The following is a 14659-nucleotide window of genomic DNA, read 5'->3' as shown; positions in this document are numbered from 1 at the left end:
TATGGTAAATTTAAGGGGCAAAATAATTACATTGGTTTTAGTATCGGTCTTGGGGTTTCAATATGCGGTTGCACAACAAGACGCACAATATACGCAGTACATGTTCAATACCATGAGTGTGAATCCTGCATATGCCGGCTCTCGTGGTCAATTGAGCATTGCAGGCCTCTACAGATCTCAATGGGTGGGCCTGGATGGGGCTCCAGAAAGTCAGACTTTGAACTTACATTCCCCGATTCGTAATAGCAAGATAGGGTACGGCCTATCGGTGGTAAATGACAATATTGGTGATGGAGTTGTACAAGAGACCTACTTTGATGCGGTAGTTTCCTATACGGTCGATGTTTCTTTGGAGGGTAAACTTTCCTTCGGCCTTAAGCTAGGGGGAAACCTTTTGAACCTAGACTTCAATGGCCTGCGCAATTTTGATGTGGAACCGGTTGCTGCCGACAATATCGAAAATAGATTCTCGCCCAACGTCGGTCTGGGTATGTACTATCATACCAATAAATTTTATGCTGGTCTATCGGCCCCGAACTTATTGCAGACAGAACATTTCGATAATTCACAAAGAGATGCTAACTCAGTGCGGTTTCTTTCGAAAGAACGAATCAATTTTTATTTGATTACCGGATATGTTTTTGATCTGAACAACAACTTCAAATTTAAGCCTGCCCTTTTGACCAAAGTAGTTGGAGGAGCGCCTTTACAAGTAGATGTTTCTGCTAATTTTTTGTTCAACGATAAATTTACGTTCGGTGCCGCGTACCGCTGGGATGCGGCCTTAAGCGGCATGGCAGGTTTTCAGATTACCGATCAGTTGATGTTGGGCCTCGCCTACGATCGCGAGACGACCGAACTAGGGGGTACGCAGTTCAATGATGGTTCTTTCGAGGTATTCTTGAGGTTTGAACTGGTCAAATCGTTTCAAAAATTGGTATCTCCACGTTTCTTTTAATTTTGGTTGCGATGATAAAAAAAATAAGCTTACTTCTTTTTATAATGTCCCTTACTCTTTGGGGGCAGGCTATCGCGCAAGAAAGATTGGTCAACAAGGCCAACGAACAGTATCAAGATTATTCTTTTAGTCCGGCAATAGATATATACAAGCGTGTCATGGAGAAAGGCTATGTATCCGCCGACCTCCTAAAAAAACTGGGGAACTCCTATTATTTTAATGCTGACTATAAAGAAGCGTCGGAAACCTATAAAAAACTAGTCGATGAATATCCGGCAGATGTCGGACCTGAATATTTCTTTAGGTATTCACAGACCCTTAAAACCTTGGGCAATTATGAGGATTCGAACGAAGTAATGGCCAAGTTTACTGAAATGACCTCGAACGATGTCCGGGCATCGGTGTTTAAGACCGAAAAGGATTATATGGCCGATATAAAGAAAAACTCTGGCCGGTATGATATAGGCCCTTTTGAATACAACTCTCCATATTCTGATTTTGCTCCTTCGTTCTATAAAGAGGGACTAATCTTTTCTTCCGACAGGGATACCGGAAACTTGGCAAGATACCGACATACTTGGAACTCAAAAGATTTTCTTGATCTTTATAAGGTAAATGCCGACAGCATATCTGAAAACCAAGTCACGAAAATAGACGATGAGGTCAACACACGATTGCATGAATCAACTTCAACAATTACCGCCGATGGCAATACACTATATTTTACCCGTAATAATTTTAAGAACGGGAAGTATATAAAAGATGAAAATGGTGTAATAAGATTGAAAATTTTCAAGGCTGTGCTCACAGAAGGAGTATGGGGAAGTGTTGAAGAACTTCCTTTTAACAGTGATGACTATTCTGTTGCGCATCCGGCCTTAAGTCCTGATGAGAAGACTTTATATTTTGCTTCTGATATGTCTGGAACTTTGGGAGAATCCGACTTGTTCAAAGTTGCCATCAATGAAGATGGAAGCTATGGAGTACCCCAAAACTTGGGCAATACGATAAATACTGAAGCGCGTGAAACTTTTCCGTTCATATCCAAGGAAGAAGTGCTATACTTCTCTTCCGATGGCCATCCGGGACTAGGCGGACTGGATGTTTTTGCAATCAAAATTGCCAACGATCGTTTTGATGGTTCCGTAGTCAACGTGGGCGAGCCAGTGAATAGTAATATGGATGATTTTACCTTCATTTTCAATGAAGAAGATAGAAAAGGATATTTCGCGTCTAACCGTGCCGAAGGTATGGGTGCAGATGACATCTACAGCTTTTTGGAAACTACCCCTTTAAAATTGGACTGTATCCAAGAGATTTCTGGAACGGTACGGGATAAAATTTCAAATGAAGTTTTGGTCGGTGCTACCGTCAAGGTCATCGATGAGAACAACGAAGAGGTATCTTCAGCAATTACCGATTCGGAAGGCAAATACATATTGTCCTTAGATTGTGATAGGGGTAATTTTGTAAGGGCCATGATGAACGGTTACGTTCCTTCTGAGGAGTATTTAGGTAAGTCTGATGGTAAACCAAGAATCATTGATTTTTATTTGGAGCGTGACAAGGTGACCGCAGGTTTCGGCGATGATTTGGCCAAATTATTGCAGCTAAGCACTATCTATTTTGATTTTGATAAATTCAATATCCGTAAAGATTCTGAAGTTGAGGTGGAAAAAGTGATTGCTGCGATGGAAAAATATCCAAGTCTAAAAATTATGGTTAATTCGCACACCGATAGTCGGGGTAGGGATTCCTATAATTTGTGGCTCTCACAGAAACGTGCGGAGTCTACCGTAAACTACATGATTGCAAAAGGCATTTCTGAAGACCGTCTACAAGGCGAAGGTTTTGGTGAAACAAAACTGGTGAACGGGTGTGAAAACGGTGTGAGATGCTCGGCCAAAGAGCATGAATTGAACCGCAGGTCTGAATTTATTATTATGGAGTGAGCTATAGGATGAAATATTGAAAAACAGCCGTTAAAGGCCTTTTTTTAGGCTAATTGACGGCGACTCGAAAAAATTAAGTAAAAATCCCTCGGTCATTTGACACTTTCACACACTTATTTTGTTGATTCACAACAATATTTAGGCAATAATAGGCAGTAGGGCTAATTTTGTAGCTTAGATTGACCTACTTATGTTCCGACCAAGGCTTTTTATTTTCTTGTTGATGGTATTCGCCGTAACCTTTGTTTGCGGTCAGGATACCTATCTAGACAATTTTAGCACGGTATCATACTCCAGAAATGATGGTAATCAGAATTGGGCGTCTGATTGGGTAGAGAATGGTCAAGATACCAACAACGGTCCCTCAAGCCAATATATCAATGTTACGGGTAATAGGCTTCGATTCTATTACATTTGGGGGGAAAATATAAGAAGAAGTGTAGACCTGTCCAGTGCTTCCTCGGCTATCCTATCTTTCGATTGGCAAACAGTCAGCCTAACATCAACGCAGCGTTTGGCAGTTCAGATTTCTTCCAATGGGGGAGTGTCCTATACTACCTTGGGCTATTTAACGGGTACAACAACAGGTACTTTTAGCCAAGATATATCGCCATATCTTTCGGCGAATACGGTGATTAGGTTTAACAATATCAATAGTAATTGGGCAAGTAACGATTATGCCTATGTCGACAATGTCTTGATTAGTACTACTCCCAGCGGTCCGGCGGTTACCATTGATGATGAAGTGGTAGATGAAGATGCTGGAATCGTAACCTTTACAGTTACTCATACCAGTTTGAACGCTGGCGGACCTTTCACGGTAAATTATACCACGGTGAATGGCTCGGCTACCGCGCCGGTCGATTATACCTCGAGTAGTGGTATTTTAAATTTCAATGGTATTGTAGGGGATACGGATCAATTTACGGTTCCCATAAGCGATGATTTCGTTTTTGAAGGTGACGAAACCTTTGCTGTCCAATTCACGGGTTCTTCCGACGGTTCCGTGAACATTTCGGACACGGCAACAGGCACTATTCTTGATGATGAAAGCGACCCCAATGCAACAAGGCCATATGAAGAAAGGGACGCAAGAAATTTGATGGGTAATTTTATCATGCGCGGTAATACGAACCTTCAATGTGTATCAGGTTGCCCTGCTACGCCTACTACTAATAACCCTGGGGCGAACATGGCCTATATAGATGTAGACTCGGATGGCACCACACAAAACTCAAGTAGTAGTAACATTAACATTCCTGTCGGGGCAAATGTAGAATGGGCGGGATTATACTGGGGAGGTATGTATAACAGCAGCAATAGCGGAATAACAAACCCGCCGGGAACACTGAATATCGATCAGGTAAAGTTCAGGAACCCGGTGCGGGGGCTTATACTACGATAAATGCAGACGTAAGAAATATTGAAACTGTACGTTTTCCAGGTTGGCGGTCTTTTATGTCGCATGCCGATGTAACTTCAATAGTACAAAATGCAGGTAGTGGCAACTATTTTGTTGCCGATATAGCCTTGGCAACGGGAAGTTCCTTTACCGGACCTTACGGGGGTTGGACCATGGTCATTGTTTATAGTGATTCAACTGAGAAAACACGTCGGATTAACGTATGGGATGGCTTTAATTTCTTTGGTTTTGGTACCAATGATAATTTCACGGTCACTGGGCTGTTGACACCCAGTACGGGTGCTTTTGAAACACATGCAGGATATTTTGCATTTGACGGGGAAGCTAATTTGAATGGTGATTTTGTAAGTATTAATGGGACTGCCCTAGCCAATGGATTAAACCCAAACAACAACACCCTGAATGGGACTATTTCAGAATTTGGAGTGGACGTTGGCGGCAGAAATCCAAATTTCGGTTACAGTTGGGGTATCGATACGGATGTGTTCGATGCCTCGGGTACGGTACCCAACAATGCTACGAATTTAAATGTTGTTCTGGGAAGTTCTAGTGAAGGGCTGTGGGGTGGCGTTTTTGTGGTTTCCAATGAAATTGCCTTTCCGGCGGTGGCCAGCAAGACATTTACCTCTTCTACCGTCTCGGTGGGAGACGAATCTACGGTGAGCATCGTGGTGGATAACCCCGCGAATGGGGTGAACCTTACCAATTTTACGCTTACGGATAATTTTCCGGCCAATATGATCATTGCACCAACACCTGATGCCTCATCATCATGCGGTGGAATCGTATTGGCAGTTCCAGGAAATAGTAATTTTTCGGTTTCCGGAGCAAATATTCCAGCAGGTACCAGCTGTACGTTTACCTTTGATGTGATTACCACCACGGATGGGACGTTTTTGAATACTATATCTCCTTCTGACATTACAAATGCTCAAAATATCCCTTTACAAGGAGAATCTAGCGGCACGCTTACAGTTTTACCTTTAACCGACAGTGATAACGATGGCATTGCCGATAAGGATGACTTGGATAACGACAATGATGGTATCCCAGATACGGATGAGCTTAATACCATTGTGAGCAATTCACAACCGGCATGCGGTGGCGATACTTCTTTGGATTTTAGCGCAGCTGCCACACTAATTTCTGGAACCGCATTGCAACAGGGAGCGGTCTACAGAATTCCCGCCGTAACGACGGGAACAGATGCCCTAGTAACTATTGTTCAAACGGTCAACGCTACTGTAGCCAATGTGGATAACAATTCTTCCGACGCGGCGGCATTTAGGCCGCAAACCGCATTCAATCTTACAAACCCCGGTGATAGGGGTTATATAGAATATAACATCGAGTTTGTAACAGCAGGAGGGTCGACTCCTGTGGTCATTAATAAGTTTTTTATGAACCTGAACGATATTGACGGGAATGCTAATTATGCCGAACAATTATGGACAGATAATCCGACGAGTTATACAATTTCGAATCCAACCGAACTGACTATGTCGACTGATGGTTCATGGGTAATCGGTACGGCAGGAACCACAGAATATACCGGGGCCGGAAACGGGAATCCCGAAGTGAATTATGGTGTGAGTTATACTTCAAAATCTTCCATGTCTATTCGTGTCGGTGGAGAAGCGCGGGTCGCCGGGGCCTCTGCAAGTGGAAGACAGCACAATATTGAGTTCAGTTGTCTGACCAATTATAATAACCCTGAGAACTATGGAATTGATTTGGACTCAGATGGAGTAGCCAACCATTTGGATTTAGACAGTGACAACGATGGTATTTATGATGCCGTTGAGGCAGGGCATAACGCGGCCCATCTTAATGGAGTGGTCATCTCGGTTTTTGGTGCTAACGGGCTTGCCAACGATGTGGAGACCTCCCCTGAAAGCGGAACTATAAATTATACCATAGTCGATACCGATGGTAATGCACCTCCTAATTATTTGGATACCGATAGCGATGATGATGGTTGTAGCGATGCCAACGAGGCATATGCGAACACAAATGCCGATGGAGGTGACAATGAATATTATGACAGCGGAGATCCTCCGGTAACGGATGCCAATGGTAGGGTAGCTTCGGCTACATACCCAGTTCCTGCCGATTCTGGAAGCAATGGTACACAAGACTACGTTGAGGATACCATTCCGGTAATTTCGACACAACCTGTCGATATAACAATTTGCCCCGGTTGTAGTACAGTATTTACCGTTGTCGCCTCTAATGCCGATAGCTATCAATGGCAGTTATTTAATGGTTCTAGTTGGGTGGACCTGACCAATTCAGGAATCCATAGTGGCACGACCACTGACACTTTGGTAATCACTAATGCTTCTCCAGCTGATAACGGCAATCAGTACAGGGTACTCATTTCCTCTGATGATTATGTTTGCGGCTCGACTATTTCAGATACCGCAATTTTGACCATACAGGTGAATACCGTTATAACGAATAGAAGAATTACTTATAGAGTAAACAAAAATTAGTCTTTTTCCTACAAAAAATCTAGATAAGTTACTGATTATTAGGCCTATGAAGGGCTTTGGTATATACTTTTACCATAGGCCTGACCTCAAGATTTAAACCCTTTACGTTGCTTATGGTAACTTATACAACATTTATTTTAACACTCTATGCTTTGGTTTAATTTTGTAATGTGGGGAGTACCTTTTTGTTACTTCATAATAGAAAATAGTTCATCGCCCCAAACCTAACCCAAAGTTGACCGAAAAGCTTGATCAAAAAAGTCCTACATAGAATTATATTTTGTTCAATGCTTATGTTGGCTTCCCTTTCCGTTGGGCAGACTACCATTACTTCACAGGTCTCCCAAGGTAGTGATGATGCCGAAGAGCGTGTTTCCAATGGGAATACGATCATCAATAGCTCAGATCTTGAATTGACAAGTGATGGTAGTAATAATCAGTTGGTGGGCATTCGTTTCCAGAACATATTCATTCCGCAGGGAACAACAATATTAAGTGCGAGTATTCAATTCACGACTGATGAAACGGATAGCGGTACCACGTCCGTTGTAATTTCAGGGGAAGATTCGGACAATGCGTCCACCTATACGACCTCAAATGGTAATATTTCCTCTAGAACCTTGACCACTGCATCCGTGGCATGGAATGCCATACCGGCATGGAATACGGTAGGCCAATCAGGAGCGAACCAACGCACTCCGGATTTAACCAGCATCGTTCAAGAAATTGTGAACAGGGGCGGTTGGTCCTCCGGTAATGCGATGTCATTTATAATCAATGGTATAGGGGAACGAACGGCAGAATCCTACAACGGGGATTCTTCTCGTGCCCCGGTTTTAACGATTGTTGCCGATTTTACGATGGATCCCTTACCAGCAATAGTTGCCAACCCAAATAGGGGGCTTCCATTTATTTATTATATCGCCGATAATAGGTCTGAACTCTATTCAGTAGCGCCAGATCCCACTGCGACACCGTTACCTTCGCCCACTTTTACGAATGTAACTTTTGGTGGATCGCCAATAACGTTTTCCGGGGAAGGTGGTGGCTATAGATCGACCGATAGACAGGTCTATGTATTTGTAGGTGGTGAACCGACCACAAGTTCTGATATGTACTCGATTGATCCTTCGACCGGAGTCGCTACTTTGGTCAAAACCGGTATTGTTGGAGGTCATGTCGAAGGTGCCGAATTTTGGATTAATAATAGTACAGGTCAAGAAGTGCTCTTTATCATTTATAATAATGGTACAAGCGGCGGTGCTGATCGTATTATGGCCATCAACCCCAACGCCAGTGGGTCCTTACCGGCATGGAGCCCTTACAATGGATACCCAATTACCCTATCTGGTGCTAGAAGTAACGCCGATGGTATTTCTTGGAACCCTGATACTGCGGAGTTTTATATTCAAAACGATAATAATGTTGATTATTATACGGTTGATGTTACCACCGGAGTCACAACTTTTGCCTTTTCCACGTCTTTGGGTATAGATGGCGAGGGAATTACCTATGCAAGTGATGGAACGAACTATATCGAAGATGAGAATAATGTTGGTCTGGGTCGAACCATTTTTATTGTCGATACCGATACCGGAAATTTGATTCCGGCAGCACAACTGGGCAGCACCGGTGATGTTGAGTCCATTATGGGAAATCTGGGCACCAGAAATGATGCGGGCGATGCACCTTCATCTTATGGTTATGCGGCCCATATTTTACCGGTTTTGACGGCAACAGGGGTATCCATTTATTTGGGTAATGTCCCGCCCGATAGCGAGGATCCCTTTGGCAATTTTAGTATTGGGACGGCCGATGATAACAATGGCGACGACGAAGATGGAGTAACAAGTGGAGGTTTTGAGATCAGCGGACAGGTTTTTGATCTCGGCCAGACCAAAACACTCGATATAGTGGCCAACGGATCAGGGTTTCTAAATGCATGGATAGATTTTAACCGGGATGGTGATTTCAATGATAGTGGAGAGCAGATTGCCTCAAATGTAGCCCCGTCTGGTGGCACGATCACACTAAATGTACCGGTGCCGATTACGGCGAGTAATGGTACTTCTTACGCCAGATTTAGATATTCTTCAGAAACTGGTCTGGCAGCAGGCAACAGCGAAGCTGCAGATGGCGAAGCAGAGGATTATAGAATTGTTTTACGAGATAATACGGCTTGTTCTCCTGGTTTCACTTTATATGAAAGCACCTATTACGATTATATTTCTGCCACCGCGGTGATAACCGATAATAGTGTTGGCAATGAGACCAATGCGCTGGGCAGTAATGACAATACCACCGCCTCTTTCAATGATAACAGCGATGAGCTGGTTTTGGAAATGGCCTCTCTTGTAAATAGTGGCGATAAGGCCACCGTAAACGGCCCCGAAGGGCATGTTTTTAATGTTTGGATATCCTCCAGTAGTACGGGCCCATGGACCTCTTTGGGAAGCAACACCTTGGACTATACATTTACCTCGCCTATAGATTGGCAGTATATACGCCTAATGCGCGCTACAGGGAGTAACCAGCGTATCAGCTATATCGAGGCCGAAAAGTCAATTTCATTATTTACCTGTGAAGCAGACTATGATGGCGATAGTATACCGGATTTTATGGATTTAGATGACGACAATGATGGAATCACGGATTGCGTTGAATCTTCCGATCAAGTTTCTTCGGGTTTTGTATGGTCATTGAACAATCCTTCAGGAAACTTAGGCATGGATACGGTATATGACCCGAAAATAACGGATTGGGCCATTGACGCCACAACCAACATGGTACTCAACACCGGAATTTACTCTGTAGTTGGCGCGAACGTTCATATTACGGGCATGTCCGCCACAAGCCTTGAGAGTGCCATTAACAACAACGATTACATAGGGGTATCTTTTACTACAGGTATCGAAACCAGTTCTTATATTGTTGATAATATAGTCTCGGGTTGGTTTCAACCGAATCAGGGTGATTCCTACCATACTACAGTAATGTATTCTGAAGGAACTACCGGAACATGGTACACATTGGCCAAAAACGTATTTCATACTTATGATGGTAGCGGTAGTTCGTATCTGACTTTCGACCATCTAGAGGCCTCAAGCCTAGAATTAAAGTCGAATACACAATATAAGTTTAGGGTATATACCTATGGTCAGGTTGACGATACTCCCGAAAGTTACTCCGTTTTTGATGATTTCAATTTTAGCGTTTCGGCCTGCCGTGCTCGCGATATCGACACCGATAGCTCTAACGATCATCTCGATACCGATAGTGACGGCGACGGCTGTAGTGATGCGAATGAAGCGTACTCAAGTTCGAATGCAGATGGAGGGGACAATGAATATTTCGGAACTGGAAATCCGCCCGCTACAAATGCGGATGGTACCGTAATTGCGGCTTCTTACGCAACTCCATCAGACTCAGATTCAAATGGAACCTCAGACCATGAGGAAGCAGGTTCAGTTCCTACCATAAATACACAACCTCAAGATCAAGAGGTTGCCGATGGGGCTGATGCCACATTTTCAGTCTCGGCCACCGGAGGAATTTTAAGTTATCAATGGCAAGTAAGTACGGATAGTGGAGTAAATTATTCCGACATTCCCGGAGCGACGTCCAGTTCATATACTGAGAGTGGTGTAACAGCGTCCGAAAATGGGAATTTCTACAGAGTATTGATCCTAGATGGAAGTTACATTTGTAGCCCCACTACCTCGAGCGCTGCTTTATTGATAGTCTCAGCCGACTCAGATGGCGATGGAGTAATCGACAAGACAGATTTGGACGATGACAACGATGGTATCCCAGATTTGGATGAGCTCAGTACCATTGTTGGCAATTCACAACCCGCATGCGGCGGCGATACTTCGATGGATTTCAGCAGCACGGCCGTTTTAATTTCAGGTACTGATTTACAACAAGGTGCAGTATATCGAATAGCGAACGTAACGACAGGTACCGATGCCCTAGTGACCATTGCCAAAACGGTGAATGCAATTCCGACCAATATAGATAATAACTCCTCTGATACTTCGGCCTTTAGGCCCCAAACCGCCTTTAATTTGTCGAACATAGGTGACCGTGGGTATATCGAGTATAATATTCAATTTGTAAGTTCGGGGGGTTCAACCCCCGTCGTTATCAACAAGTTTTTCATGAATTTGAACGATATTGATGGAAACGCCAACTATGCAGAGCAAATATGGACGGATAATCCCACAAGTTATACGATTTCCAATCCCACAGAATTGACCATGTCAACCGATGGTTCCTGGGTAATTGGTACTGCAGGTACAACTGAATTTCCTGGTGCGGGCAACACATTTCCCGAAGTAAATTTTGGAGTCAGCTATACTTCGAAGTCATCTATGTCCATTAGGGTAGGTGGTGAGGCAAGGGTGGCCGGTGCAAATGCAGGGGGTAGACAGCACAATATAGAGTTTAGCTGTTTAACCAATTACAATAACCCCGAGAACTATGGAATTGATCTCGATTCCGACGGAGTAGCCAACCATCTAGATTTAGACAGTGACAACGACGGTATTTATGATGCGGTGGAGGCTGGCCATAATAGACCCCATAACAATGGAGTGCTTATAAGTACGTTTGGCGGGAACGGATTGGCAGATTTGGTCGAAACGCTTCCGGAAAGTGGCACAATTAATTATACGATTGCGGATACCGACGGAACTGCACCTCCCAACTATTTGGATACCGATAGTGACGACGACGGATGTAGTGATGCCAATGAAGCCTATGCCAATGCAAATGCAGATGGTGGCGACAACGAGTACTACGATGTAGGCGATCCACCTACGACGGATGCCAATGGTAGGGTTACGACTGCCGCCTACCCAGTTCCGGCAGATTCAGGAGGGAATGGAACACGCGATTATATTGAGGACACACTTCCTGTCATTGCGACACAACCTGTTGATACCACGATTTGTCCGGGCTGTAGCACAACGTTTCCAGGGACGGCTTCTAATGACGACAGCTACCAATGGCAAATCTATAACGGTACAGTTTGGGTCGATTTGACCAATTCGGGAATCCATAGTGGTATCACTACAAATACATTGGTCATTACCAATGCTGCCCCAGCTGATAATGGAAATCAGTACAGGGTGCTCATCTCCTCGGATGAATATATATGTGGTCCGACCATTTCGGATCCCGCTACGCTGACCGTGCAAGTAAATACGGTCATAACAAATAGAAGAATAACATATAGGGTTAATAAGAATTAGGCATTTAGGATTAGAAAGAAATGAATAGCACAAAACCAAAACCAACGAATTCGATTCAGCGATTATTATATAGGATGATCTTTGTATTCTTTATGGGAATAGGTATGTGTTCGTATGCCCAAACTACTTTTACCGAGAGTGCCGCGGCATATGGCCTTAATTTAAATCGAAATAAAGATGGAGGGCATGCGTGGGCCGATTTCGACCAAGACGGAGATTTAGATGTTCTGGTCTTGGAAAATCAAAATGGAAGCGTAAAGAGTTTTTTGATGCAAAATACGGCTGGTTTTTTCACGAATGTACAAGCTACTTTAGCACCCGGAATGCTGTCAGCCCCTGCTGAGCGACAAGCGGCCTGGGGCGATTTGAACAATGATGGTAGACCCGACTTCATGATTGGCTCACATGGTAATAGCAGTACTAATCCGGCCCTCCAGATTTTCCTTCAAAACCCAAGTGGCACCTTCGGTAACGGGGTGGGTGGCACCGCACCGATAACTGTTGGAAGAAGCGGTTACACAATAAACGTCAACCCCCTGAATGTTGAAGGTGCAGGCTTTTTTGATTTTGAGGGCGATGGCGATCTCGACATCTTTTTCGACAGCCATAATTTCGGAATTGAATTGCTGCGAAACAACTACATCAATCATCTTACACATACGATTGTGAATCCTCCAGCAAATGGCATGTTTACTCATATTACGACCGGTAATGGACCTGGAGTGGTACAATTTGGTTTGAACCAATATGCTACCGATGGCGACTATGGTACGGCTGCTGATGTCGATGATGACGGTTGGGTCGATATATTTATGAGAAAGCGCGATGAGAACGACTTCTTTTTAAATCAGGGAGGAACCTTCACCAGTGGTGCCGATTTGGCTCAGGCATCAAATAGCAACAAGGGAGGTAATGGTCTTTGGGATTTAGACAATGATGGGGACTTGGATGCAGTATGGACCGAAAACGGGTTTACACAAATATTCAGAAATGATGGCCCGGGTATCTGGACTCCTTTGGGAGCAGGGGTTTTCCCAGGACTACCTCAACCGTCCAATGCCAACAATAGTACCTCAGGTAATCGAATAGATGCTTTGGCCGGTGGAGATATTGACAACGATGGCGATATTGATGTTTTACTAGTTGGCACCAATCGAAGCTATTTATACATAAATCAATTGAATAGCCCAACTCCGGCGCCTGGTGTAATAGGAAGCGGTGTCCCAATGGGGTTTACTTTAGACTCCCAGACATTCAATACCCGTGACGGCGAAGGGACGACTATGGTAGATATCGATGACGATGGAGATTTGGATATCTATATGAGCATCAATCATAATTCTGGAAATCAGTTATGGATAAATAACCTTCCTGTTGCAAATAGAAATAATCATTTGATCGTTCACGTTACCGAGGATAGAAACCCTGATGGTTCGACTGGTGGATTTTCTGGTCGTGTTGCTACGGGAACCAATGTGCTTATCAAAGATTGTGAAGGAAACATTGTGAGTGGTCTGAGGCAGGTAAATGGGGTTTTTGGCCATGGAACACAACAACCAGAAACGGTGCATTTTGGTCTGCCACTCGGGGAGGCCCAGACTTATTTGATTGAGGTACACTATCCTAACTTTTATGACCCGGTTGACGGGATTTCAAGGCTAATTGCAACAGGTATTGCCCAACCTATTTTAATACCTGGAACTAATCACTATACACTAACAACGACAGACGCAGAAACCATTGAAAATGAGAACGCGCCTGTGGCAGTTGACGATACGCAACTTGTTTCCAACAGTACCACGATCTCAATTCAAATAGATCTTTTTGCCAATGATTCAGAACCAGATGGAGAGAATTTCTTCATTCAAAGCGTTACCCAACCACCCCTAGGCTCGGTCGTAATCGATGATGCAGATAATGGGTTGGTGACCTTTACCTATAGTGCAGCAATACCTTTTCCGGGTACTTCGTTCAATTATACCATATCTGATTCCAATGTCAGTTTATGTCCAGGTTTGGGTCTTACTGATACTGCCATCGCAACGCTTAAATTGAGCACCTTGATTACCAATAGACGTATTACCTATCGAGTAAATCCGAATTAGAAAAATGCTTAGGCCCAATAGTATTCCTAAAGATTTTTCCCACGCAAAATGTATTCTGGAAGTGCCGTAATAATTGGCGTGATCGACCAACTAAACAGACTAAAAATGGCTAAAAAAATTATATGAAACCTCAAAATTATAGGCCTATACAGTACATTTTAACACTTACACAACATTTATTTTCCTATGGTAGGCATTAATCTAATTTTGTATGGTGTAATAAATCTGTTATGATATTTAATCAGTAACGAGGCATTTATACCAACCCAAGTTTGAATAACTTAACCGACTTAATGAAGGTTTTACCCAGTAAAAACAAGAAAGGCCAAATGGATGAAAAACCATCTGCTTCAGTTCCTTTATCCTTATTCCAAAGGAATCTCTCACTTAGTCGCATTTTATAAGTTAATCTACTTGCCGATGCTGTATCCAATTTGATGGGTACAACAACGAAACGGTTTATGTCAAATA

The 14659-nt window shown here is 43.5% G+C and carries 6 protein-coding genes; all 6 read left to right on the top strand.

Features of this window, described 5'->3' with window-relative positions:
- The first annotated feature begins 1 nt into the window (after nt 1).
- The 6 genes from N8A86_RS02875 to N8A86_RS02850 all read left to right on the top strand — a co-directional run bounded on the left by N8A86_RS02875 (nt 2) and on the right by N8A86_RS02850 (nt 14188).
- A complete protein-coding gene (locus N8A86_RS02875; RefSeq protein WP_273567707.1) occupies nt 2–958 on the top strand; it encodes a PorP/SprF family type IX secretion system membrane protein in 957 nt (318 codons plus the stop codon).
- An 11-nt stretch (nt 959–969) separates the two neighbouring features.
- Nucleotides 970–2910 (top strand): OmpA family protein, encoded by a 1941-nt coding sequence (locus N8A86_RS02870; protein WP_273567706.1) that lies wholly within the window; start codon nt 970–972, stop codon nt 2908–2910.
- Between the two features lie 190 nt (nt 2911–3100).
- On the top strand, nt 3101–4315 hold the full coding sequence (locus N8A86_RS02865) for a Calx-beta domain-containing protein (protein WP_273567705.1): 1215 nt from the start codon (nt 3101–3103) through the stop codon (nt 4313–4315).
- A 53-nt stretch (nt 4316–4368) separates the two neighbouring features.
- Complete coding sequence (locus N8A86_RS02860) at nt 4369–6828, top strand: immunoglobulin domain-containing protein (protein ID WP_273567704.1); 2460 nt, start codon at nt 4369–4371, stop codon at nt 6826–6828.
- A gap of 287 nt (nt 6829–7115) precedes the next feature.
- The gene (locus N8A86_RS02855) at nt 7116–12083 is read left to right on the top strand and encodes a GEVED domain-containing protein (protein ID WP_273567703.1); all 4968 of its coding nucleotides are present in this window, start codon (nt 7116–7118) and stop codon (nt 12081–12083) included.
- Between the two features lie 20 nt (nt 12084–12103).
- Nucleotides 12104–14188, top strand: a complete 2085-nt coding sequence (locus N8A86_RS02850; RefSeq protein WP_273567702.1) for an FG-GAP-like repeat-containing protein — start codon at nt 12104–12106, stop codon at nt 14186–14188.
- Nucleotides 14189–14659: the final 471 nt, after the last annotated feature.

Origin of the sequence: Maribacter halichondriae (assembly GCF_027474825.1) — a bacterium.
Lineage (GTDB): Bacteria > Bacteroidota > Bacteroidia > Flavobacteriales > Flavobacteriaceae > Meishania > Meishania halichondriae.
This window is presented reverse-complemented; position numbering and strand designations above follow the sequence as displayed.